This is a genomic window from Nonomuraea sp. NPDC048881, assembly GCF_040649795.1.
Lineage (GTDB): Bacteria > Actinomycetota > Actinomycetes > Streptosporangiales > Streptosporangiaceae > Nonomuraea.
In genome coordinates this window covers 292,087-315,449 of sequence record NZ_JBEZGC010000008.1, presented here as the reverse complement: position 1 = coordinate 315,449, position 23,363 = coordinate 292,087, and the positions used below count along the sequence as shown (strand labels likewise).

22 protein-coding genes are annotated in these 23,363 nt (G+C 73.3%); 12 read left to right on the top strand and 10 right to left on the bottom strand.

From position 1 onward, the window contains the following. Positions 1–21: 21 nt before the first annotated feature. On the bottom strand, positions 22–1,176 hold the full coding sequence (locus AB0C33_RS28655) for an ROK family protein (protein WP_358293373.1): 1,155 nt from the start codon (positions 1,174–1,176) through the stop codon (positions 22–24). A gap of 161 nt (positions 1,177–1,337) precedes the next feature. Between AB0C33_RS28655 and AB0C33_RS28650 the strand changes: the two genes are divergently transcribed. Genes AB0C33_RS28650 through AB0C33_RS28615 form a run of 8 tightly spaced genes read left to right on the top strand, consistent with a single transcriptional unit; the run spans position 1,338 to position 11,565 of the window. Continuing rightward, positions 1,338–2,639 (top strand): glycoside hydrolase family 36 protein, encoded by a 1,302-nt coding sequence (locus AB0C33_RS28650; RefSeq protein WP_358293372.1) that lies wholly within the window; start codon positions 1,338–1,340, stop codon positions 2,637–2,639. Beyond that, positions 2,636–3,565, top strand: a complete 930-nt coding sequence (locus AB0C33_RS28645) for a sugar ABC transporter permease (RefSeq protein ID WP_358293371.1) — start codon at positions 2,636–2,638, stop codon at positions 3,563–3,565. The genes AB0C33_RS28650 and AB0C33_RS28645 overlap by 4 nt, the downstream gene beginning before the upstream one ends. A gap of 7 nt (positions 3,566–3,572) precedes the next feature. Continuing rightward, a complete protein-coding gene (locus tag AB0C33_RS28640) occupies positions 3,573–4,382 on the top strand; it encodes a carbohydrate ABC transporter permease (RefSeq protein WP_358293369.1) in 810 nt (269 codons plus the stop codon). A gap of 22 nt (positions 4,383–4,404) precedes the next feature. After that, positions 4,405–5,706 carry a sugar ABC transporter substrate-binding protein gene (locus tag AB0C33_RS28635; protein ID WP_358293367.1) on the top strand — a complete coding sequence of 434 codons (1,302 nt, stop codon included), beginning with the start codon at positions 4,405–4,407 and terminating at the stop codon, positions 5,704–5,706. Positions 5,707–5,714: 8 nt separating this feature from the next. Beyond that, positions 5,715–7,259, top strand: a complete 1,545-nt coding sequence (locus AB0C33_RS28630; protein ID WP_358293365.1) for an alkaline phosphatase D family protein — start codon at positions 5,715–5,717, stop codon at positions 7,257–7,259. 10 nt (positions 7,260–7,269) lie between these two features. Continuing rightward, positions 7,270–9,219: an NPCBM/NEW2 domain-containing protein gene (locus tag AB0C33_RS28625; protein WP_358293364.1), complete on the top strand. Its 1,950-nt coding sequence runs from the start codon at positions 7,270–7,272 to the stop codon at positions 9,217–9,219. A 16-nt stretch (positions 9,220–9,235) separates the two neighbouring features. Further along, positions 9,236–10,846 (top strand): beta-N-acetylhexosaminidase, encoded by a 1,611-nt coding sequence (locus AB0C33_RS28620; RefSeq protein ID WP_358293663.1) that lies wholly within the window; start codon positions 9,236–9,238, stop codon positions 10,844–10,846. Beyond that, a complete protein-coding gene (locus tag AB0C33_RS28615) occupies positions 10,843–11,565 on the top strand; it encodes a tyrosine-protein phosphatase (RefSeq protein WP_358293362.1) in 723 nt (240 codons plus the stop codon). Before AB0C33_RS28620 ends, AB0C33_RS28615 begins: the two co-directional genes overlap by 4 nt. Positions 11,566–11,584: 19 nt before the next feature. On the opposite strand, the gene AB0C33_RS28610 is transcribed toward AB0C33_RS28615, so the two are convergent. Beyond that, positions 11,585–12,427 carry a PHP domain-containing protein gene (locus AB0C33_RS28610; protein ID WP_358293361.1) on the bottom strand — a complete coding sequence of 281 codons (843 nt, stop codon included), beginning with the start codon at positions 12,425–12,427 and terminating at the stop codon, positions 11,585–11,587. Positions 12,428–12,548: 121 nt separating this feature from the next. Here AB0C33_RS28610 and AB0C33_RS28605 point away from each other — a divergent pair, with 121 nt between their 5' ends. Beyond that, positions 12,549–13,193 carry a TetR/AcrR family transcriptional regulator gene (locus tag AB0C33_RS28605; RefSeq protein ID WP_358293360.1) on the top strand — a complete coding sequence of 215 codons (645 nt, stop codon included), beginning with the start codon at positions 12,549–12,551 and terminating at the stop codon, positions 13,191–13,193. On the opposite strand, the gene AB0C33_RS28600 is transcribed toward AB0C33_RS28605, so the two are convergent. The 7 genes from AB0C33_RS28600 to paaA are packed head-to-tail and all read right to left on the bottom strand — an operon-like array spanning position 13,181 to position 18,645. Beyond that, positions 13,181–14,035, bottom strand: coding sequence for a 3-hydroxyacyl-CoA dehydrogenase family protein (locus AB0C33_RS28600; protein WP_358293358.1), 855 nt, complete (start codon positions 14,033–14,035; stop codon positions 13,181–13,183). The genes AB0C33_RS28605 and AB0C33_RS28600 overlap by 13 nt on opposite strands. Continuing rightward, positions 14,032–14,772, bottom strand: coding sequence for an enoyl-CoA hydratase/isomerase family protein (locus AB0C33_RS28595; RefSeq protein WP_358293356.1), 741 nt, complete (start codon positions 14,770–14,772; stop codon positions 14,032–14,034). The genes AB0C33_RS28600 and AB0C33_RS28595 overlap by 4 nt, the downstream gene beginning before the upstream one ends. 57 nt (positions 14,773–14,829) lie before the next feature. Next, complete coding sequence (paaE, locus tag AB0C33_RS28590) at positions 14,830–15,915, bottom strand: 1,2-phenylacetyl-CoA epoxidase subunit PaaE (RefSeq protein WP_358293355.1); 1,086 nt, start codon at positions 15,913–15,915, stop codon at positions 14,830–14,832. A 1-nt stretch (position 15,916) separates the two neighbouring features. After that, positions 15,917–16,459, bottom strand: coding sequence for a 1,2-phenylacetyl-CoA epoxidase subunit PaaD (gene paaD, locus AB0C33_RS28585; protein ID WP_358293353.1), 543 nt, complete (start codon positions 16,457–16,459; stop codon positions 15,917–15,919). Then, entirely contained in the window at positions 16,456–17,376 is a 921-nt protein-coding gene (paaC, locus tag AB0C33_RS28580) for a 1,2-phenylacetyl-CoA epoxidase subunit PaaC (protein ID WP_358293351.1), read from the bottom strand. The genes paaD and paaC overlap by 4 nt, the downstream gene beginning before the upstream one ends. A gap of 13 nt (positions 17,377–17,389) precedes the next feature. Further along, positions 17,390–17,683 (bottom strand): 1,2-phenylacetyl-CoA epoxidase subunit PaaB, encoded by a 294-nt coding sequence (paaB, locus tag AB0C33_RS28575; RefSeq protein WP_352324188.1) that lies wholly within the window; start codon positions 17,681–17,683, stop codon positions 17,390–17,392. Beyond that, complete coding sequence (gene paaA, locus AB0C33_RS28570; RefSeq protein WP_352324189.1) at positions 17,680–18,645, bottom strand: 1,2-phenylacetyl-CoA epoxidase subunit PaaA; 966 nt, start codon at positions 18,643–18,645, stop codon at positions 17,680–17,682. Before paaA ends, paaB begins: the two co-directional genes overlap by 4 nt. 91 nt (positions 18,646–18,736) lie before the next feature. On the opposite strand from paaA, the gene paaZ reads away from it, so the two are divergent. Next, positions 18,737–20,776 carry a phenylacetic acid degradation bifunctional protein PaaZ gene (paaZ, locus tag AB0C33_RS28565; protein ID WP_358293349.1) on the top strand — a complete coding sequence of 680 codons (2,040 nt, stop codon included), beginning with the start codon at positions 18,737–18,739 and terminating at the stop codon, positions 20,774–20,776. A gap of 1 nt (position 20,777) precedes the next feature. Then, positions 20,778–21,569, top strand: coding sequence for an enoyl-CoA hydratase-related protein (locus tag AB0C33_RS28560; protein ID WP_358293348.1), 792 nt, complete (start codon positions 20,778–20,780; stop codon positions 21,567–21,569). Between the two features lie 56 nt (positions 21,570–21,625). Here the strand turns inward: AB0C33_RS28560 and AB0C33_RS28555 are convergent, their stop codons facing one another. Further along, positions 21,626–22,081 carry an Lrp/AsnC family transcriptional regulator gene (locus AB0C33_RS28555; RefSeq protein WP_358293661.1) on the bottom strand — a complete coding sequence of 152 codons (456 nt, stop codon included), beginning with the start codon at positions 22,079–22,081 and terminating at the stop codon, positions 21,626–21,628. A gap of 180 nt (positions 22,082–22,261) precedes the next feature. Here AB0C33_RS28555 and pdhA point away from each other — a divergent pair, with 180 nt between their 5' ends. After that, positions 22,262–23,362 carry a pyruvate dehydrogenase (acetyl-transferring) E1 component subunit alpha gene (gene pdhA, locus AB0C33_RS28550; protein ID WP_358293346.1) on the top strand — a complete coding sequence of 367 codons (1,101 nt, stop codon included), beginning with the start codon at positions 22,262–22,264 and terminating at the stop codon, positions 23,360–23,362. The last annotated feature ends 1 nt before the right edge of the window (position 23,363 follow it).

The window sequence follows — 23,363 nt, the reverse complement described above, 5'->3', positions numbered from 1 at the left end:
AGGAAACCTGCAAACAGCGGGTCAGCGGGTGAGGGGCAGCGGCCCGCTCTCGGGGGTGAAGAGCTGCTCGTCGAGGTGGTCGACGGCGTAGTCGATCGCGCCCGCCACCACGCACTCGTCGCCCAGCGTGGACGCCCGCACCTCCGGCATGCGCATGCACCGCCGCTCCAGCCGTTCGCGCAGCGGCCCGAGCAGCACGTCCGCCGACCTGGAGAACCCGCCGCCCAGCACCACGACCTGCGGATCGAGGACGAGCACCATGGCGGCCGCGCCCACGGCCAGATCGTCGAGAAAGCGCCCGACCGCCTCCAGCGCCACCGGGTCGCCGTTCCTGGCGGCGGCCAGCGTGTAGCCCGCCGCGTCCTCCGGCGGCGTGCCCCCGGGGACGGCCGCGCACGAGTTGAGGTGCTCGGGCGCGTCGAACCAGCGGGCCTCGGGCAGCATGGAGATCTCCCCGGCCGCCGCCCCGAACCCCCGGTGAACCCGGCCGCCGATGATCAGCCCGGCGCCCATGCGCCTGCCGACGTGCAGGAACACCACGTCCTTGGCGCCCTGGGCGACGCCGCGCCGGGTCTCGGCCATGGCGGCCAGGCGGCTGTCGTTCTCGATCAGCACCTGGCAGGGGAACATCTCCCGCATCCGGCCCGCCAGGTCGAGGTCGCGCCAGGACGGGACGGCGGCCGAGTAGATGACCCGCCCCTCGATGTCGATGATGCCGATGGTGCCGACGGCGATCGTCCACAGGTCGGACACCGCGACGCGGCCGAGCGACAGGCAGCCGGAGACGGCCCGCTCGATCGCGGCCAGGCGCTCCTCCAGCGGCGCGTCCGGCAGCACCGGCTGGCGGGTCTCGGCCAGGATCTCGCCGTCGAGGTCGGACAGGGCGGCGCGGATGTTGTGGCCGCCCACGTCGACGCCGACCAGGTAGCCGCTGTCGGCGCGGAAGCGGTAGCGGCGGGCCGGCCGGCCCATCGAGCCGGGGCTCGGCGGCACCTCCTCCACCCAGCCCAGGTCCATCAGCTCGCCGGCGACCTCCTTCATGGACGGCCGCGACAACCCCGTGCGCTCGGCCAGCGCCGACAGGGTGAGCGGGCCGGCCCGGCGCAAGGCCCGGATGGCGGTCAGCGAGTTGAGCTGTCGCAGCCGTGACAGGTCGCCGCCGCGTAGATCCGCCATCGCCGTCCTTAACGTAGGTCTCCTCTGTAAGCAGAGATTATGCCAGGGCCCAGCTCGACGGCGCACCACCCAGGAACCCCTTCAAATTGGGCGTTGACCCTCCGAAACCGACGGTGCTACTAATGAAGCGCTCCTTCGTAAGTTGAGAGAGATGAGGTCTGATGTCATTCGTTGACGTCGGCGAGATCAGGTGCGACCAGGCCCGGACCCGGGTGTTCGAGCACGGCTGGCAGTCGTGGAGCCCCACCGGCGCCTACGGCCTCGGGGACCTTCCGCCCAGACCCGCCGACGAGACGATCCAGATCCTCTGCTACCGCCCCGAGACGCCCGTCCCCGACGGCGTCTTCCAGGGCGAGGGGCTGCTGGCCGTCGAGACCGGCGACGGCGCGGTCGAGCTGTGGAGCGCGCCCGGACCGCTCCAGGTGCCCTCCGTCCGGGCCCGCCGGGAGGGCGACCGCCTGGTCATCTCCGCCGACGGCCCGGTACGCCACCACCGCGTCGAGGGCGACCTCGGCCGGGCCCTGCGCGACTGGGCGGACGGCATGGCCGAACCCAGGACGTTCCCCGCCGTCCCCCCCATGTGGTGCACCTGGTACGGCTACTGGGACAAGGTCACCGACGCCGACGTCCTGGAGAACCTGGCGCTGGCCGACCGGCACGGCCTGACCGCCGACATGTTCCTCGTCGACGACGGCTACGAGGCCGGCATCGGCGACTGGCTGGACCCCAGGCCCGGCTTCGGCTCCCTCGCCCGCGCCCTGGACGCCGTCACCGGCTCCGGCCGCCGCGCCGGCATCTGGACCGCCCCCTTCCTGGTCGGCCACGACAGCCGCCTGTTCCACGAGCACCCCGACTGGCTGGTGGACGGCGCGTACGCGGGCCGCATGTGGAACCAGGACCTCGCCGTTCTCGACGTCACCCACCCCGGCGCGGCCGAGCACCTGGTCCACGTGTTCGCCGCCTTCGCCGCCATGGGCGTCACCCACTTCAAGCTCGACTACCTCTACGCCGGCGCCCTGGCCGGCCGCCGCCACGAGGACCTCGACCCGATCGCGGCCTACCGGCGCGGGCTGGAGCTCGTGCGGCGCGGCGCGGGCCCCGAGGCCACCCTGCACGGCTGCGGCGCGCCCATGCTGCCCAGCATCGGGCTGGTCGACATCATGCGGGTCAGCCCCGACATCGCGCCCACCCTGCACCCCAGGTCGGGCGACATCAGCCAGCCCTCCCAGCTCGGCGCCCGGCTGACCGGCGCGGCCCGCGAGTTCCTGCACGCCCGCTGGTGGGTCAACGACCCCGACTGCCTCATCGTGCGGCCCGAGGTGGAGGCCCGGCAGGAGTGGGCAGCGCACATCGAGGGCACCGGCGGCCTGCGCGGCTCCAGCGACCCGATCGCCGCCCTCGACGAGTGGGGGCTGGAGACCACCCGCCGCCTGCTGGTCCCCACCGCCACGGACCCGTCGTGATCACCGAGACGGTCCGGGCCGCCGCCAAGGAGGCTCCGCGGCGGCCGCCGCGCAGGCGCACCCGTGACTGGCACGCCTACCTGTTCGTCGGGCCCAGCCTGTTCGGGGTGGTGGCGTTCCTGCTGCTGCCGGTCGTCATCGTCCTGGTGCTCAGCTTCTTCAACTGGGAGCTGCTGTCGGAGCCCACGTTCGCCGGGCTGGACAACTACCGCCGGCTGGCCGCCGACGGCGAGAGCTGGCACGCGCTGGGCGTCACCCTCCTGTACGTCGTCCTGTGCATCCCGCTGCAGACCGTGCTGGCCCTGGTGCTGGCGCTGCTGCTGGACCGCAAGGTCAAGGGCCTGCGGCTGTACCGCTCGTTGTACCTGATCCCGTGGATGGCCACCCCGATCGTCCTCGGCCTGGTCTGGAACTGGATCTTCGACCCGCGCGACGGCGCGCTCAACAGCCTGCTCGGCCTGGCCGGCGTCACCGGCCCCGACTGGCTGTCCGACCCCGCCTGGGCGCTGCCCGCGATCGCGCTGGTCAACGTCTGGCAGCACACCGGCTACACCATGCTGTTCTTCCTGGCCGGCCTCCAGGGCATCCCCAAGGAGCTGTACGACGCCGCCGCCACCGACGGCGCCACCCCCGCCCAGCGGTTCTGGCGCATCACGCTGCCGCTGCTCAACCCCACGATGTTCTTCGTCATGGTGACCAACCTGATCGGCGCCTTCCAGGTGTTCGACACCGTCTACGTCATGACCAACGGCGGCCCCAGCCAGAGCACCGAAGTGCTCAACTTCCGCATCTACGAGACGGCGTTCAAGCAGTTCGACTTCGGCTACGCCTCGACCCTGTCGATGTTGCTGTTCGGGGTCATCCTGCTGGTGACGCTGGCGCAGGTCAGGTTCTTCGGCAAGCGCACCACCTACGACCTGAGCTGAGGCCCCCATGATCAAGCGCACCCTGCTCCACGTCGTGCTCGCGGCCGGCGCGTTCGTCTCCGTCTTCCCGTACCTGCTGGTCGTGCTGACCGCGTTCAAGACGCAGTCGCAGCTCAGCTCCACCGAGCCGTGGCTGCCCGGCCTGCCGCCGACCACCGCCAACCTGACCCGGCTGCTGAGCGGCGACTTCCCCCGGTACGTGCTCAACACCCTGCTGATGACGGTCGTGCTCACCCTCGGGCAGCTCGTCTTCACCACCTTCGCCGCCTACGCCTTCGCGCGGCTGCGCTTCCGGGGCAGGGAGGCCCTGTTCTGGCTGTACGTCGCCACCATGATGGTGCCGGGCGCGGTCACGATGATCCCCCTGTTCCTCATCATGCGCGAGCTCGGCCTGGTCAACACCTGGTACGGCCTGCTCATCCCGTACATGCTGGGCACCCCGTACGGCATCTTCCTGATGCGCCAGTTCTTCAAGTCCCTGCCCGCCGGGCTGGAGGAGGCCGCCCGGATCGACGGGGCCGGGGCGATGACCGTCCTGCTGCGCATCCTGCTGCCGCTGTGCCGCCCGGCGCTCGGCACCCTGACGATCATCACCGTGATCTCGTCGTGGAACAGCTTCATCTGGCCGCTGATCATCACCAGCGGCGACGAGACCAGGGTGATGACGGTGGCGCTCGCCACCCTCAAGGTCGGCATCGGCGTCGACTACAACCTGATGATGGCCGGCGGGCTGATCGCGCTCGTGCCGATGGTGGCCGTCTTCGTCTTCTTCCAAAGACACATCGTCCGGTCGGTGGTCCTCACCGGCCTCAAGTAGCACACGAACAAGAGGTCAGCGAATGTTGCAATCCCCCCCGATTCGCTGGGCCGGGGCGCTGCTCTGCGCCGCCACGCTCATCCTGTCCGGCTGCGGGTCGGGCTCCGGAGACTCCGGCAAGGTCACGCTCACCTACCGGCTCTGGGACGACCAGCAGAAGGTCGGCTACGAGAAGGTGATGGCCGCCTTCGAGAAGGCCAACCCGGGCATCGACGTCAAGATAGAACTGCTGCCCTACGACCAGTACTGGACCAAGCTCACCGCCGACGCCGTCGCCGGGACCGCGCCGGACGTCTTCTGGATGAGCCCCACCCAGTTCCCCGAGTTCGTCACCAAGGGCGTGCTGGCGCCCGTCCAGGTGGACGGCTCCAAGTACCACCAGACCGTGGTCGGCTCGTTCACCTACCAGGGCAAGCTGTACGGCGTGCCGAAGGACTGGGGGATCGTCGGCCTGCTCTACAACAAGGACCTGTTCGCCAAGGCCGGCGTGACCATGCCGGACAAGCTCACCTGGGCGGCCGACGGCTCCGGCACCCTGCTCGACACCGCCCGCAAGCTCACCGTGGACGAGGCCGGCAAGCACCCCGGCGACGCCGGCTTCGACCCCGCCAAGGTCACCACGTACGGCTTCGCCTCCTGGAACCACTACCAGACGCAGTGGATGAACTGGGTCAGCTCCAACGGCGGCAAGCTGCTGGACAAGCCCTTCGGCAGCTACACCTTCAACGACGCCGCCTCCGTCCAGGGGCTGCAGTTCGGCGTGGACCTGGTCAACAAGCACCACGTCTCGCCGCCGGCCACCCAGACCAATCCGCCCACCGGCAAGGTCACCGACATGTTCAAGGCCGGGAAGGTCGCCATGTTCCCGGCGAACAACGCGCTGCTGCCGTTCGTCGCGCCGGAGGCCAACTTCGAGATCGGCGTCGCCGCCATGCCCGAGGGCCCGCAGGGCCGTTCGGTGAACCTCAACGGCCTGTCCGAGGCCGTCTCCGCCAAGAGCGCCCACCCGGCCGAGGCGATGAAGCTGGCCACCTGGCTCGGCACCGAGGAGCCGCAGAAGATGATGGCCGACGGCGGCTACGTCTTCCCCGCGCTCAACGGGCTGTCGCAGGGCTACGTCGACTACTGGAAGTCCAAGAAGCTCGACGTCTCGCCGTTCCAGGAGGAGTCGGAGGGCCAGACCTTCCCGCTGCCGGTCACCACCGGCTTCACCGGCTTCGAGAACAAGCTCAACCAGATCCTCAACGAGATGTACCTCGGCAAGCTCACCCCCCAGCAGGCCGCCGACCAGGCCGTGGCCGCCGGCAACGCCTCGATCGAGTAGGAGCTCCATTGATCACCCGGCGATCGTTGTTCGCCGGGGGCGCGAGCCTGGGCCTCGCCGCCGCACTGGGTGCCTCACCCGTGCGCGCGGCGGCCCGGCGTGCCCCCCTGTCCGACCCGTTCCAGCTGGGCGTCGCCTCCGGCGAGCCCACGCCGGACGGCGTCGTCCTCTGGACCCGGCTCGCCATGGACCCGGTCGCGCTCGACGGGCTCGGCGGCATGCCGGACCGCGTCGTGCCGGTGCACTGGCAGCTCGCCTCCGACGAGAACTTCCGCCACGTCGTGCGCCAGGGCGTCGAGCAGGCCCGCCGCGAGTCGGCCCACAGCGTGCACGTCGAGCTGGAGGGCCTGCGCCCGGGCGCGGAGTACTTCTACCGCTTCCGCGCAGAGGGCGAGATCAGCGAGGTCGGCCGCACCCTGACCGCCCCCGCCCCCGGCGCCCGCTCCCGCCCCCTGAACCTGTCGTTCACCTCCTGCGCCGACTACCAGACCGGCTGGTTCACCCCCTACCGCCGGATGGCCGAGGATCACCCCGACCTCATCGCCTTCCTCGGCGACTACATCTACGAGTACGGCGACTACAAGTACCCCGTCCGCGACCAGGCCGGCGGCGAATGCCTGGACCTGGCCGGATACCGGCTGCGGCACGCCCAGCACAAGGCCGACCCCGAGTCGCGGCTGGCCCACGCGATCGCCCCCTGGGTGGTCGTGTGGGACGACCACGACATCGAGAACGCCTGGGCCGGCGACGTGCCCGAGCAGCCCGACCCGCCCTTCCTCGCCCGCCGGGCCGCGGCCTTCCAGGCGTACTACGAGAACATGCCGCTGCGCCGCGCCCAGCGCCCCGACGGCCCCGCCCTGCGGCTCTACCGCACGATCCGCTGGGGCGCGGTCGCCAACCTGCACATGCTCGACACCCGCCAGTACCGCGACCTGTACGCCTGCACCGGCAGGAGCGGCACGGTCGGCGCCGACTGCGCCGAGCGGCTGGCCCCCAACCGCACGATGCTCGGCGGCGAGCAGGAGTCCTGGCTCGACGGGCAGCTCAAGGGCTCCCAGGCCACCTGGGACCTGCTCGGCCAGCAGGTCTTCCTCATGGAGATGGACTGGACCAACGGCGAGGGCAAGGGCTACTCCAACGAGGGCTGGGACGGCTACGTCGCCTCCCGCAACCGGCTGACCGCCGCCATCGACGACTACCGGCGCAACGCGGTCGTCCTCACCGGCGACGTGCACTCCCACTGGGCCGGGGAGGTCAAGCGCGACTTCCAGGACCCCGAGTCGAAGTCCGTCGCGGTCGAGCTGGTCACCACGTCGGTCACCAGCGCCGGCAACGGCCTCGACGAGTATCCCAACACCCAGACGCTGCTCGCCGAGAACCCGCACGTGAAGTTCTTCAACGGCCGCCGCGGCTACGTCCGCGCCAAGCTCACCCAGCAGGAGATGAAGGTCGACTTCCGCTCGCTGTCCCGGGTGACCGAGCCGTACGCGCCCGCCTACACCTCCGGCTCGTTCGTCGTCGAGCCGGGCGACCCGAGCCTCCACCCAGCCTGACGGGATCCCCATGCGCACGATCACGGCCGCCGTCGCGGCGGCCCTCCTCACCCTGCCCTTCGCGCCCTTACCCGGTTCCGTGGCGACCGCGGCGGCCGTCGCGGCGCCCCCGATGGGCTGGAGCAGCCGCTCCCTGGGCTGCTCGGTCTCCGAGGCGGCCGTCCGCCAGGCCGCCGGCGCCCTCGCCCCGCTCGCGCCGCTCGGCTACCGGTACGTCGTGCTCGACGACTGCTGGCTGGCCGCCCAGCGCAGCGGCGGCGCCCTGGCCCCCGACCCGGCCCGTTTCCCGGGCGGCGTCAAGGCGCTGGCCGACGAGCTGCACGCCAAGGGGCTCAAACTCGGCCTGAGCCTGTCGGCCGGCACCAAGGCGTGCTCCGGCGGCGGCCCCGGCTCCTACAAGCAGGAGGCCGCCGACGCCGCCCAGCTCAGGGCCTGGGGCGCCGACTACGTCAAGTACGACTGGTGCAACGTCCCCACGGCCGACTTCCCCGGCCAGAACGTGCAGCAGATCGCCCAGACCCTCTACCCGCGCATGCGCCAGGCCCTCGGCGACGGCGTGGTGTTCGCCATGAACAACGAGGACGGCAGCACCGTGCCCTGGTTGTGGGGCAAGGACGCCGGCGCCACCACCTGGCGGACGAACGTCTACAACAAGCCCATCCCCGACAGCTACCCCAGCATGGTGGACATCTGGGAGACCAACCAGCTCAGAGCCGAGTACGCCGGACCGGGCAGCTGGGCCGACCCCGACCTGATCCAGGCCGGGCGCGGCGGGATGACCGAGACCGAGTACCGCGCCCAGTTCACGCTGTGGGCCATGGGGGCCGCGCCGCTCGTCCTGCAGGCCGACCCGGCCAAGGCGCCGGCGGCCGTCGTCGCCAACCCCAAGGTGATCGCGGTGGACCAGGACCGGCTGGGCGCGCACGGCCGGCTCGTCTCCTCCGACGGCTGGTACCACGTCCTGGCCAAGCCCCTGGACGGCGGCGACCGGGCGATCGCGCTGTTCAACGAGAGCGACCGGGCGGCGGTGATCTCCACCCGGCTCGGCGCGGGCTCCCGCCACCGGGTCGAGGAGCTGTGGTCCGGCGCGGTCAGCTCGACGAAGGACGTGCTGTCGGCGCAGGTCCCGGCGCACGCGGCGGTGCTCTACCGGGTCTCGGAGAGCCGGGAGCAGGCGCCGCCGCTGGTGACCTTCGAGGCCGACCCGCCGCGCTTCCTCGGCGAGGACCGGCCCTCGGTGCTGGAGCCCGGCGTGCCCGGCGAGCTGGTCACCCGCGTCACGAACACCGGGGCGACCGCCCCGCTGCGGGACGTCGAGGTCAAGGCGTCCGCGCCGGACGGCTGGCGCGCCGAGGCCCGCACGCCGGCCAGGACCGCCCGGCTCGGCGCCGCCGAGACGTTCACCGTGACCTGGACGGTCACCCCGCCCGCGGACGCCGCGCCCGGCACCTACGAGGTCGCCTTCACCCAGGGCGACCGGCGCGCCGTCGCCGTCGTCATCGTGGCCAGGGCGCCGGGCACGGGCCGCACCTACCTGAGCGACCTGGCCTGGACCAGGGCTGCGAACTACTTCGGCCCGGTCGAGAAGGACACCAGCAACGGCGAGCGGGCCGCCGGCGACGGCCGTCCGATCACCGTCGAGGGCGTCCGGTACGCCAAGGGCCTGGGCACGCACGCCCCCGCCGACATCGAGTTCCACACCGCCGGCCGGTGCACGACGGTCGAGTTCCAGGCCGGCATCGACGACGAGGTCGGCCAGGCCGGCTCGGCCGACTTCGAGGTGTGGGCCGACGGCGGCCGGGTCGCGCACTCCGGCGTGCTGACCGGCGCCATGCCCGCCAGGAAGGTCACGGCGTCCGTCGCGGGCGCCCGGTTCGTCCGGCTGGTCGCGACCAACGGCGGGGACAACGCCACCTCCGACCACGCCGACTTCGCCGACGCCACCGTCACCTGCCAGTGAGGAGATGCACTTGAAGATCGTTCCCAGGCCCGTCAGCCACGGGACCAGGCGCGGGAGGTTCGTCCTCGACGGGCGCACGGCGCTCACCGCCGACCCGGCGCTCGCCGGGGTGGCCGCCTGGCTGCGCGCCGAGCTCAGCGAGGTCACCGGAGGTGAGCTGCTGCCCGGCACGCCGGGCCCGGGGACGATCACCCTGGGGCTGGGCGACGGCCTCGGCCCGGAGGCGTACCGGCTGAGCGTGGGTGACGACGGCGTCGCCATCGACGCGGGCGGGCCCGCCGGGGCCTTCTACGGCGCGCAGACCTTCCGCCAGCTCCTGCCCGCCGCCGCCTACCGCCGGTCGCCGGCCGCCGAACCCCTGGTCGCGCCGGGCGTGCACATCGAGGACGAGCCGCGCTTCGGCTGGCGCGGCTGCCTCCTCGACGTCGCCCGGCATTTCATGACCAAGCACGACCTGCTGCGGTTCATCGACCTGATGGCCCTGCACAAGCTGAACGTCCTGCACCTGCACCTGACCGACGACCAGGGCTGGCGCGTCGAGATCCGGCGGTACCCCCGCCTGACCGAGGTCGGCGGGTGGCGGCGGGAGAGCCAGACCGGCTGGAACGGCGCCATGGACGGCCGTCCCCACGGCGGCTACTACACCCAGGACGACCTCAGGGAGATCGTCGCCTACGCCGCCGCCCGGCACGTCACCGTCGTGCCCGAGATCGACCTGCCCGGCCATACCCAGGCCGCCATCGCCGCCTACCCCGAGCTGGGCAACCTCGGCACGCCGCTGGAGGTCCGCACGACCTGGGGCATCGGCCGGAACGTGCTCAACGCCGAGGACGCCACCGTCGCCTTCTTCAAGAACGTGCTCGACGAGGTGCTGGAGCTGTTCCCCAGCCCGTACGTGTGCGTGGGCGGCGACGAGTGCCGCAAGGAGCAGTGGCGGGAGAGCCCGTCGGCCCAGCGCCGGATCAGGGAACTGGGCCTGCGGGACGAGGAGGAGCTGCAGAGCTGGTTCATCCACCAGTTCGACGACTTCCTGGCCGCCCGGGGACGCCGCCTGGTCGGCTGGGACGAGATCCTGGAGGGCGGGCTGGCGCCCGGGGCGGTGGTGGCGTCCTGGCGCGGCGACCTCGGGGCGGTGGCCGCCGCCCGGCGCGGGCACGACGTCATCAACTGCTCCAACACCCAGGTCTACTTCGACTACCGCCAGGGGCCGGGGGAGGACGAGCCGGTGCCGTTCGGGACCGTGCTGGCCCTGGAGGACGTCTACGCCTTCGAGCCCGTGCCCGCGCAACTGCGCGACGACCCGGCGGCGGAACGGGTGCTCGGCGCGCAGTGCGGGGTCTGGACGGAGCTGATCGACTCCAACCGGCGGGTCGACTACATGGTCTTCCCCCGCCTGGCGGCCTTCGCCGAGACCGTCTGGGGGCCGCCCGGACGCGACCTGGAGGACTTCCGCGCGCGGCTGGCGGGCCACCTGCCGCGGCTGGCGGCGATCGGGGTGGAGTACCGGCCGGAGTCGGGGCCGCTGCCCTGGCAGACCAGGCCCGGCGTGCCCGGGCGGCCGGAGGACCCGAAGGAGTGGCAGGCCACCATCGACGCTTGGACCAGCAACCTGCGGGACCTCGCGTGAGGCCCCCGGAGCCGCCGCCGGGCGGCCGGGTGCTGAGCTGGCCGGGCTGCGAGAACGTGCGCGACCTCGGCGGGCTGCCGACCGAGGACGGCGGGCGCATCCGGTGGGGCGCGCTGGTGCGGGGCGACCGTCCGAGGGGCACGGCCGTCCCGGCGCTGCGGGCGCACGGGATCCGGCTCGTCGCCGACCTCCGGCTGGCCGCCGAGTGCCGGGCCGACCCCGGTCCCGACGTGCCGGGCCGCCGCCACCTGCCCGTCCTGCGGGACGAGGACACCGTGCTGGAGGCGCTGGACGACACCCTGCCCGGCATCTACCGGGTGATCCTCGACCGGGGCGCCGCCCGGTTCGCCGCCGTCCTGTCGGCCATGGCGCACGCGCCGGACGGTGGCGTCCTGCTGCACTGCCACTCCGGCAAGGACAGAACCGGGCTGGCGGTCGCGCTGGCCCTCTCGCTGGCCGGCGTCTCCCGGCGGGAGATCGCCGCCGACTACGCCATGACAGCCGTGTGCCTGCGCCTCGACGAGCACCTGGCCGCCCTGGACGGCGACGCGGGGCGGGCCAGGGCGCTGCGCCTGTTCGCCGAGGTCACCGCGGACACCATGCTGGCCGCCCTGGCCCACCTGGACGACCGGCACGGCGGCGCGCAGGCGTACCTGCTGGCCGGCGGCCTGCCACCGGACGACCTGGCGCTGCTCCGGGCCCGCCTGGTGGACCGCTGAGGGGCCGGAGGGCGGCGGGTCAGCCCGTACGGCCCCAGAAGTCGTACGGGTCCCGGCCCGGGCGGAAGCCGTGCGCCCGGGCCAGCTCCGCCGCCTCCCGGAACCGGCGCGCGACGACGGACGGCTCGTGGGCGTCGCTGCCGAACGTCACGGCCTGGCCGCCCTCCTCCCGCCACCACCCGAGCAGCGTCGTGTGCAGCGGCAGGACCGTGTTGATCTCCAGCGCCCGGCCCGACCCGGCGGTCACCCGCAGCGCGTGCCGGAACTCCCCCTCGAAGCCGGCCGGGTCGAACGGCCCGGCCGCCCGCGGCCAGTAGCGCACCGGGTAGTCGACGTGGGCCAGCACGGCGAACACGTCGCTGCCCGCGACCAGCTCGGGGATCTCGGCCAGGTAGTCCCGGATCACCTGGGCGGCGGCGCTGCGGGCGTACAGGCCGGGCGGCTCGCAGAACCCGTCGCCGGCGGGCAGGCTGTGCAGGGAGCCGAGCACCCGGTCGAAGCGCCCGGCGGCGAGCACGCGGGCGACCTCCCCGGCGTGCCGGTGCGGCTCGCCCAGCTCCAGGCCGCTCAGGATGCGCAGCTGCGGGAAACGCTCGCGGCACCGCTCGACCGCCTCCAGGTAGCCCGCGGCGTCGAAGGCCGGGGGAGGGAGGTGACCGTCCGGCGTCGTCAGCGCGAGTAGGTGGTCGTGGCCGTCGAGGGCGCCGGGGTCGACCGTCCAGACCGTGTGGTCGACGTGCTCGGTGAAGGCGATGGCGGGCAGGCCGAGCTCCACCGCCCGCGCGCAGGAACGCTCCATGTCGCCCTTCGGGGCGTCCCAGGACCATTCGCTGTGCACATGGCTGTCGGCGGGCAACGTCACGGGGCTCACTCCTCGGAGGGTAGGAGAAGATCGTCACGACTGTACCCCGCGAGCGTTCCGGCGTCCCGGGGGTGCGCCGCCTCGGGGAAGAGGTCTGATCTGCCGTGAGATGCTGGCTTTCGTGACGACGACCGAGCCCGCCGGGCCCGCCCCGCGCCGCGGGCGCGGCCGACCCGGCTACGACCAGGCCGCGATCCTGCGCGCCGCGGTGGAGCTGTTCAACCGCAGGGGATACGACGCCACCAGTATGGGAGACCTGGCCAAGGAGCTCGGCCTGACCAAGCCGGCCATCTACCACCACGTCACGGGCAAGGAGCAACTGCTCGGCCAGGCCCTCGACGACGCCCTCGACGAGCTCACCGCCGCCGTCACCGCCGCCACCCGCGACGCCGCCGGCCGCACGGCCTACGAACGCCTGCGCGAGGTCGTGCGGCGCAGCGTCGAGGTGCTGGTCGCCCACCAGCCGAGCGTCACGCTCCTGCTCCGGGTGCGCGGCAACAGCCCGGTCGAGCTGGCCGCGCTCGAACGCCGCCGCTGGCTCGACGACCGCCTCGCCGCGCTGGTCGCCGACGCCGTCGCCGAGGGCGCGCTGCGCGACGACGTGCCGCCCGCGCTGGTCAGCCGGCTGCTGTTCGGCATGGTCAACTCGCTGGTGGAGTGGTACCGCCCGGACGGCGCCTACGACCGGGCGATGGTCGCCGACGCCGTCACCGCGATCGCCTTCGACGGCCTGGCCGGGCACGCGCCCGGGGCTCACCAGGTGTAGAACCCCTGGCCCGTCTTGCGGCCGAGATGCCCGGCGGCCACCAGGTCGCGCAGGATCCGCGGCGGCTCGAACCGGGGGCCGAGCTCGCGGGCCAGGTGCTCGGCGATCGCGAGCCGCACGTCCAGGCCCACCACGTCGGTGGTGCGCAGCGGGCCCGTCGGGTGGCGGTAGCCGAGGGTCATGGCCGTGTCGATGTCGGCCGCGCTCGCCACGCCCTCCTCCAGCATCCGCATCGCCTCCAGGGCCAGGCAGACGCCGAGCCGGCTGCTGGCGAAGCCCGGTGAGTCGGCCACCGTGACCGGCGTCCTGCCGAGCGCCCGCGTCCACTCCTGGGCCCGTTCGACCAGCTCGGGGTCCGTCCGCGGGCCGACGACGACTTCGATGAGGTCGCTGACCGGGACGGGGTTGAAGAAGTGCAGCCCGATGAAGCGCTCCGGCGCGGCCAGGCCGGCCGCGAGCCCGCCGATCGACAGGCTGCTGGTGTTCGTGGCCAGCACCGCGCCCGGCGCCTGCCGCTCGACCAGGGCGAACACCTGGGCCTTGAGCGCCGTGTCCTCCGGCACCGCCTCCACGACCAGCTCGCACGGGGCCAGCTCGCTCGGGTCGGCCGTCGTGCGCAGCCGGGACAGGACGTCCGGGAGCGGGCTGCCCAGCCTGCCCTTCTCCGCGGCCTTGGCCAGGCTGCCGGTCACCCGTTCCAGGGCCTGGGCGGCGGCCCGCGGGTCGCTCTCCACGACGACGACCCGGCTGCCGGCGGCGAGGAAGGCGTGCGCGATGCCCGACCCCATCCGCCCGCCGCCGAAGACGCCGACGATGTGCGGCAGGATCGACGGGGACGTCATGAGCGCCGCTCCTTCCGCCGGTCGAGGAACGCCGTCATGCGCGCGTGCTTCTCCTCGGTCTCGAACAGGACCGCCTGGGCCAGGTCGTCCACGAACGGGTGCGCGGCGCGCGGGGCGTGGAAGACGGCCTTGGTCAGCCGGGTGGCCAGCGGCGCGCGCGCCGCGATGCGGTCGGCCAGCCGGTGGCCGGCGGCGAGCAGGTCCTCCGGCTCCACGACGTCGTTGAGCAGGTGCACCGCCCGCGCCTCCTCGGCCGTCAGCACCCGGCCGGCCAGCAGGATCTCCTTGGCCAGCGGCTCCCCGACCAGCTCGGCCAGCCGCCAGGCGGCCCCGGCGGCGGCCAGGATGCCGAGGTCGGTCTCCGGGTTGCCGATCCGGGTGCGCGGCGTGCCGATCCGGAAGTCGCAGGCGTAGGCCAGCTCGGCCCCGCCGCCCAGGGCGTAACCGTCCACGAGGGCCACGGTCGGCATCGGCAGCCGGTGGATCCGGTCGAAGATCCTGGAGTTGATGCCGCGCAGCGCGTCGCCCCGGTCCCGGTCGCGGAGCTGGGCGATGTCCGCCCCGGCGGCGAAGGTCGTGCCCTCGCCGGTGAGCAGCACGACGCGCGGCTCGTCCTCGACGGCGGCGCACGCCTCGTGCAGCGCGGCGACCAGCTCCCGGTCGATCGCGTTGCGCACCTGCGGCCGGTTGAGCCGCCACACCACCCGGTCGGCGCCCTCCTCGACGATGAGGGTCATGGGCGCTCCGCCTGGGGAGCGCGGGCTTTCGTCACGGAAAACTCCTCTGCGTCGGGGTCAGGCGTCGTAGTCCACGGTGACACGGTCGCCGGCCGGGAACGTCTGGCAGGTGAGCACGAAGCCGGCGTCCACCTCGGCCGGTTCGAGCGCGTAGTTGCGGCGCATGTCCGCCGCGCCCTCGCGGACCACCGCCCGGCAGGTGCCGCAGACCCCGCCCCGGCAGGCGAACGGCAGGTCCGAGCGGGTCTGCTGGGCGCCGTCGAGCAGGGTGGACTCGCGCGAGACGGTGGCGGTCGTGCGCCTTCCGTCGAGCACCGTCGTCAGCACGGTCGTCGCGCCCGCCGGCACGCCCTCGGGGCGCCTGGGCAGCGGCGGGGGAGCGTCGACGTAGAAGAGCTCGACGTGCACCTTCGCGGCCGGGACGCCGAGCTCGGCGAGCACCTGGCGGGCGTCCTCGACCATGCGCAGCGGTCCGCACAGCCAGACGTGGTCGAACGTCTCGATCGGCACCAGCTCGGTGAACAGCCGCCGCAGCCGGTCGCCGTCCAGCCGGCCGGAGAACAGCTCGACGTCGCGCGGCTCCCGGGAGAGCACGTGGACGAGCTGGAGGCGGGGGCCGTACCGGTTCTTCAGGTCGCCGAGCTCCTCGGCGAACATCACGGTGCGGCTGCTGCGGTTGCCGTACAGCAGCGACACCCGCGCGCCGGGATGGGTGAGCACCGTCGAGGCGACCGACATCATCGGGGTGATGCCCGACCCGGCCGCCACGCACAGGTGCCGCTCGCCCGCGCCAGGGTCGGCCTGCCAGGAGCCGGTGGGGGTCTGCACCTCGATCCGCGTGCCCGGCCGCACCTCGCGGACGAGCCAGGAGGAGAAGAGCCCGTCCGGGATCTCCCGGACGCCGATGCGCGGCGCGTCCCCGGCCGGGGCGCAGATCGAGTACGACCGCCGCTCCTCCCGCCCGTCCACGAAGCGGCGCAGGGTGAGCGACTGGCCCGCGCGGAAGGCGTACGCCTGGCGCAGGTCGCCGGGCACGGCGAAGGTGATCGCGGCGGCGTCCTCGCACAGGTGGTCGACCGCCGCCACGGTCAGCTCGTGGAAGGCGGCGTGCGCCCGGGCCGGCGCGGGCGCGAGCGTGGTCATCTCATATCTCCTTGACATGCTCGAACGGTTCCAGGCAGTCGGCGCAGGCGTAGAGGGCCTTGCAGGCGGTGGCGCCGAACTCGGAGGTCAGCCGGGTGGCCCGGGAGCCGCAGCGCGGGCAGGCCGGGGCGGTCCTGGCCGGGCCGAGCGTCAGCGGCACCGGCCCGGAGGTCCGCCGGGCCGGGCCGGGCGCCGACAGCCCGGCGGCCCGCAGGGCGTCCCGGCCGCGCTCGGAGATCCAGTCGCTCGACCACGGCGGGTCGAGCACGACCCGCACCTCGACCCGCGGGAAACCCGCCGCCCGCAGCCCGTGGACGAGGTCGTCGCGCATGGTCGCCATGGCCGGGCAGCCGGTGTACGTCGGGGTGATCGAGGCGACCACGACCTCGCCGTCCGGGCCGGGCCACAGCTCGACGCCGCGCAGCACGCCGAGGTCGGCCAGGGTGAGCATCGGCATCTCCGGGTCCCGCACCCGCTCCGCGACCCGGGCGGCGCGCTCGCGGGCGTCCCCGGGCGCGGGTCCGGCGTGCTCGGCGGCGGTCACCAGCGGCCTGCCGGGTGGGCGCGGGCGACCGACTGCATGTCGGCGAGCAGGTCGGCCAGGGCCGGGGTGTGGACGCCGTCCCGGCCGCTGCCCGGCCTGTCCTCGTCCGGTCGGTCTTCGAGGGCCGGGCGGGGGACGTCGCTCACCGTCAGCACCTGGCCGAGCACGGCGTCCACGTCGGCGCGCAGCGCGGCGGCCTCCACGGCGACGCCCGAACGGGCGAGCGCGAGCTCGACGGGATGCGCGGTGACCAGCTCGGCCAGCAGCGGCCACAGCTCGCCGAGCGCGGCGTCGAGCCGGCGGCGCGACTCCTCGGTGCCCTGGGCCAGGGTGAGGAACCAGCGGCCCGCCCAGTCCCGGTGGTAGGCGACCTCCTTGACGCCCTTGGCGGCGACGGCGGCCAGCACCGTGTCCGCGCTCGCCGACAGCCGCTCCAGCAGCGCCAGCCGGGCCGTCGAGAACAGCAGCAGGCGCACGACGACGTGCGCGAAGTCGCCGTTCGCGACCTCGGCCAGCCACACGTTCCTGAACTGCCCGGCGTCGCGGAAGAACGCCAGCGCGTCCTCCGGCGGCACCGGCGAGCCCTCGGGCAGCGCGGGCACCACGCCGGGGTCGGCCGCGGCCGCCCGCGCCAGCAGCAGGCGCGCCTGCCCGAGCAGGTCGAGGGCCACGTTGGCGAGCGCGATGTCCTCCTCCAGGTCGGGCGCGCGGCTGCACCACTCCGTGAGCCGCTGCGACATCACCAGCGCGTCGTCGCCGAGCATGAGGCAGTACGCGGCCAGCTCGGCGGAGCCGACCCCGTCGGGCACGGTGGTGTCCACGCCCGCCAGCGGGTCCTCGAAGTCCGTGCCGAACGCCCACTGCGCGGAGTCCCCGCCGGTCAGGCCGTCGAAGATGCTCTCGTGGTCATCGCTCACGCTGGACCCCCTCTCACATGTGCGGGACGTCGCCCGGGATGTCGTAGAACGTCGGGTGCCGGTAGACCTTGTCGCCGCTCGGCGCGAACAGCGGGTCCTTCTCGTCCGGGCTGGAGGCGGTGATGGCGTCGGAGCGCACGACCCAGATGCTCACGCCCTCGTTGCGCCGGGTGTAGACGTCGCGGGCGTGCCGCAGGGCCATCGCGTCGTCGGGGGCGTGCAGCGACCCGACGTGCACGTGGTTGAGCCCGCGCTTGACCCGGACGAACACCTCGTACAGCGGCCATTCCCGCCGGTCGGCGCTCATCGGGCGCCCGCCCCGGCCGCCGTGCGGCTCGCGAACGCCGACGCGGCCTCGCGCACCCAGGCGCCGTCCTCGTGGGCGGCGCGGCGGTGGCGCATCCGCTGGGCGTTGCACGGCCCGTCGCCGCGGATGACCGCGGCCAGCTCCGACCAGTCCGGCTGCCCGAAGTCGTGGTGCCCGCGCTCCTCGTTCCAGCGCAGGTCGGGGTCGGGCAGCGTGACGCCGAGCGCCTTGGCCTGCGGGACCGTCATGTCGACGAACTTCTGGCGCAGCTCGTCGTTGGAGTTGCGCTTGATGCCCCAGGCCATCGAGCGCTCGCTGTTGGGGGAGCGGTCGTCGGGCGGGCCGAACATCATGAGGGAGGGCCACCAGAACCGGTTGACCGAGTCCTGGACCATCTCCCGCTGGGCCTGCGTGCCGCGCATCATCGTCATCAGCAGCTCGTAGCCCTGCCGCTGGTGGAAGGACTCCTCCTTGCAGATGCGGATCATCGCGCGCCCGTACGGGCCGTAGGAGGTGCGGCACAGCGGCACCTGGTTGCAGATCGCGGCGCCGTCCACGAGCCAGCCGATCGTGCCGACGTCGGCGTAGGACAGCGTCGGGTAGTTGAAGATCGAGGAGTATTTCTGCTTCCCGGCCAGAAGGAGTTCGGTCAGCTCGGCGCGGGAGACGCCCAACGTCTCGCACGCGGAGTACAAATAGAGGCCGTGCCCGGCTTCGTCCTGCACCTTGGCCAGCAGGATCGCCTTGCGGCGCAGCGACGGCGCACGACCGATCCACTCGCCCTCCGGCTGCATGCCGATGATCTCGGAGTGCGCGTGCTGGGCGATCTGGCGGACGAGCGTCCTGCGGTACGCCTCCGGCATCCAGTCGCGGGGCTCGATCCGGTCGTGACCCGCGATGGTCGCGTCGAAGGCGGACTGCAGCCGCTCCTCCAGGTCCGGCTCCGCCGGCGTGGTGGTCATCGTCCCTCCGAGACATCGGTCTTATTTACTTATCGCTCGGTCAGTAATACGGTTGCATGAGTCGGGGCTTCCGCGCAAGAGAGGAGACAGCGTGAGCGCGCTGCTGGAGAGCTACGCCGCCGGACGATGGTTCCGCGCGTCGGACGACGGTGAACCCTTGCTCGACGCCGCGACGGGCGAGGAGGTCGCGCGGATCTCCAGCCGGGGGCTGGACGTCGCCGCCATGGTCAGGCACGCCAGGGACACCGGCGGCCCGGCGCTGCGGGCCCTGACCTTCCACGAGCGGGCCGCCCTGCTCAAGGCGCTGGCCAAGCACCTGCTCGAAGGCAAGGACGCGCTGTACGCCCTGTCCACGCGCACCGGCGCCACCTCCCGCGACACCATGGTCGACGTCGACGGCGGCATCGGCACCCTGTTCAGCTACGCGAGCAAGGGCGTGCGCGAGCTGCCCAACGACACCGTCTTCCTCGACGGCGGCCTGGAACGTCTGGGCAAGGGCGGCACCTTCGCCGGCCAGCACCTCTACACCTCCCGGCCGGGCGTGGCCGTGCAGATCAACGCCTTCAACTTCCCCGTCTGGGGCATGCTGGAGAAGCTGGCCCCGGCCTTCCTCGCCGGGCTGCCCTCGATCGTCAAGCCCGCCGCCCAGACCGCCTACCTCACCGAGCTGGCCGTCCGGCAGATCATCGAGTCCGGCATCCTGCCGGAGGGGACGCTCCAGCTCCTGGCCGGCAGCCCCGCCGGGCTGCTCGACGAGTTGACCGTCCAGGACTCCGTCGCCTTCACCGGCTCGGCCCACACCGCCGGCATCCTGCGCCGCCACCCGAACGTGCTCGACGGCGGCGTCGTGCTCGGCGTCGAGGCCGACTCGCTCAACTGCTCGATCCTCGGCCCCGACGTGCGCCCGGACGATCCGGAGTTCGACCTGTTCGTCAAGGGCGTCGTCACCGAGATGACGGTCAAGGCGGGTCAGAAGTGCACGGCCATCCGCCGCGTGCTCGTGCCGGCGAACCTGGCGGACCAGGTGACCGAGGCGCTGGCCGCGCGCCTGTCGTCGATCACCGTCGGCGACCCGCGCAACCCCGGCGTGCGCATGGGCCCGCTGGCCAGCCTGGGCCAGCGCGAGGAGGTGCGCAAGGCGGTCGAGGCGCTGCGGGCCGGCGCGGAGGTCGTCCACGGCGACCCGCGCGGCGCGTCCCTGCTGGAGGGCGACCCCGAGCGCGGCGCGTTCATGACCCCGCTGCTGCTGCGCGCCCGCCCCGGCGCCGCCGAGCCGCACGACGTGGAGCCGTTCGGGCCGGTCGCGACCGTGCTCGCCTACGACGGCGTCGAGGAGGCGGTCGCCCTGGCCGCGCGCGGCAAGGGCAGCCTGGTCGCCTCCGTCGCCACCCACGACCCGCAGGTGGCGCGGTCCGTCGTGCTCGGGCTCGCGCCCTGGCACGGCCGGGTGCTGGTCCTCGACCGCGACGACGCCAAGGAGTCCACCGGGCACGGCTCGCCGCTGCCGGTCCTCGTCCACGGCGGCCCCGGGCGGGCCGGCGGCGGCGAGGAGCTGGGCGGCGTGCGCGGCGTCCTGCACCACATGCAGCGCACCGCCGTCCAGGGCTCGCCGGACCAGCTCACCGCGATCACCGGCCGCTGGACGACCGGCTCGGCCCGCGCCGACTCCGGCGTCCACCCCTTCCGCAAGTCGCTGGCCGAGCTGCGGGTGGGCGACACCATCGCCTCCGCGCCGCGCACGGTCTCGCTCGCCGACATCGAGCACTTCGCCGAGTTCACCGGCGACACCTTCTACGCCCACACCGACCCCGAGGCCGCCGCCCGCAACCCGCTGTTCGGCGGCATCGTCGCGCACGGCTACCTGGTGGTGTCCCTGGCCGCCGGGCTGTTCGTGGACCCGGCGCCCGGCCCGGTGCTGGCCAACTTCGGCGTCGACGGGCTGCGCTTCCTCACCCCGGTCAAGGCCGGCGACGCCATCGCCGTCGCGCTGACCGTCAAGCAGATCACGCCGCGCAGCGGCGCCGACTACGGCGAGGTGCGCTGGGACGCCACCGTGACCAACCAGGACGGCGTCCCGGTCGCCACGTACGACGTGCTGACCCTGGTGGCCAAGACCTGGCCGGAGGGCTGACGTGGACGACACCTTGGTCCTGCTCGAACGCGAGGGCGCTGTGGCCGTCGTGACGCTCAACCGTCCCGACCACCGCAACGCGCTGGACGACGGGCTCAAGCAGGCGCTGCGCCGGGCGCTGGAGGAGGTCGCCGCCGACGACTCGGTCAGGGCCGTGCTGCTGACCGGCGCGGGCCGCGCGTTCTGCGTCGGCCAGGACCTCGCCGAGCACGCCGAGGCCCTGCGCGCCGATCCCGGCCACGCCTTCGACACCGTCGAGGCGGACTACGCGCCGGTCGTCCGGCTCCTGGCCACGATGCCCAAGCCGGTCGTCGCCGCCGTCAACGGCGCCTGCGTGGGCGCCGGGCTGGCCTTCGCGCTCGCCTGCGACCTGCGCGTCCTGGCCGAGGACGCCAAGCTGGCCACGGCGTTCACGGGGATCGGGCTCACCTGCGACTCCGGCCTCTCCGCGACGCTGACGCGGGCGGTCGGCGAGTCCAGGGCCAAGGAGCTGGTGCTGCTCGGCGAGCCGTTCGGGGCCGCGCAGGCGGTCGCGTGGGGCGTGTCGGGGCGGGTGGTGCCCGGAGCCGAGGTGTGCATGGCGGGACGCGAGCTGGCCGCCCGGCTGGCGGCCGGGCCGACCGCGGCCTACGCCGAGTCCAAGCGGCTCATCGCGCAGGGGTGGGAGCAGGGCCTCGGGGCGGTGCTCGCCGAGGAGGCCCGCGCGCAGGCCCGCCTCGGACGCACCGCCGACCACGCGGGCGCGGTGGAGGCGTTCCTCGCCAAGCGCAGGCCGACCTTCGGAGGGCGCTGAACGAGGGCGCTGAACGAGGGCGCTGAACGAGGGCTCGGGGTGAGGCTCAGGGGGGCTCAGCTGTCGTGGGCCCCCCATTCCGCGCCCCGGCCGCGGGCCTCCTCGAACACCAGCCAGGTCCGGGTGGCCCGCACCCCCGGGATGTCCTGGATGCGTTCCAGCACGACGTGCCGCAGCGCGGCGTTGTCCGGCGTCCTGACCAGCACCAGGACGTCGTAGTCGCCGCCGACCATGGCGAAGTGCTCCACGTACGGCGTCTCGCGCAGCCGTGCCGTGACCTGGCGCCAGGAGTTCTGCTCGATCGTCACCGACACGTACGCGCTGGTGCCCAGGCCCGCCCGGTGCGGCGCCAGCTCGGCGGTGAAGCCGGTGATCACGCCGTCGTCCATCAGCCGGGTGAGCCGGGCGTAGACGTTGGCGCGCGAGACGTGCACGCGTTCGGCCAGCGTGCGCATCGACATGCGGCCGTCGCGCAGCAACTCGGCGATGATCGCTCGGTCCACTCCGTCCAGGTTTGCGGCCGAACGTCCCGGCCAGCCGCCTTCGACGCCCTCGTTGGCTGACAATTGGCCCTCCACTAATCCCATTTAAAGCCGTTTGTCGCTCATCATGCCTGATGTCTTGAACGGATGGCCCCGGAAGCGGACGCTTTCCCTCACAAACGTCCAGAGAAAGTGAGCGTCGCCATGTCCGTGAGGAGGAGTCCCCAGACGGTCGACGGCCTGCTGCCCTCACCAGAGCCGGTGCGCTTCGTCGCCGAGGACGGCACCGCCGTCGAGCCGCCCGCCGGGTACGCCGAGCCCGCCGGGGAGCACCTGGTGGAGGCGTACCGGCGGATGGTCCTGGGCCGCCGCTTCGACCGCCAGGCGACCGCGCTGACCAAGCAGGGCCGGCTGGCCGTCTACCCCTCCAGCCGCGGCCAGGAGGCCTGCCAGATCGCCGGCGTGCTCGCGCTGCGCGAGGACGACTGGCTGTTCCCCACCTACCGCGACTCGGTCGCGCTCGTCTCCCGCGGCCTCGACCCGGTCGAGGTGCTCACGCTGCTGCGCGGCGGCTGGCACTGCGGTTACGACCCCGCCGCCACGCGCGTCGCCCCCCAGTGCACGCCGCTGGCCACCCAGACGATCCACGCGGTCGGCATGGCCGAGGCCATGCGCCGCAAGGGCGAGGACGGCGTCGTCATGGCCTTCATCGGCGACGGCGGCACCAGCGAGGGCGACTTCCACGAGGCGCTCAACTACGCCGCGGTGCTGCGCGCCCCCGTCGTGTTCTTCGTCCAGAACAACAAGTACGCCATCTCCGTCCCGCTGGCCAAGCAGAGCGCGGCCCCGGCGCTGGCCTACAAGGGCATCGGCTACGGCATCCCCTCCGAGCAGGTGGACGGCAACGACCTCGTCGCCGTGCTGTCGGTCCTGACCGCCGCCGTGACGCACGCCAGGACCGGCGGCGGCCCGTTCCTCGTCGAGGCGCACACCTACCGCATGGACCCCCACACCAACGCCGACGACCCCACCCGCTACCGCGAGAGCCAGGAGGTCGAGCAGTGGGAGTCGGCCGACCCGCTGGCCCGGCTGGAGACCTACCTGCGCGGGCGCGGCCTGCTCGGCGCCGAGGACGTCGCCGCCGCGCACCAGGCCGCCGAGGAGTACGCCGCGCGCCTGCGCGAGGCGATGAACGCCGACCCCGAGGCCGACCCCTTCGAGCTGTTCGACCACGTCTTCGCCGAGCCGACGCCCCAGCTGCACGAGCAGCGGGCCCTGCTGGCGTCCGAGCTGACCGCGCGGGAGGACTGAC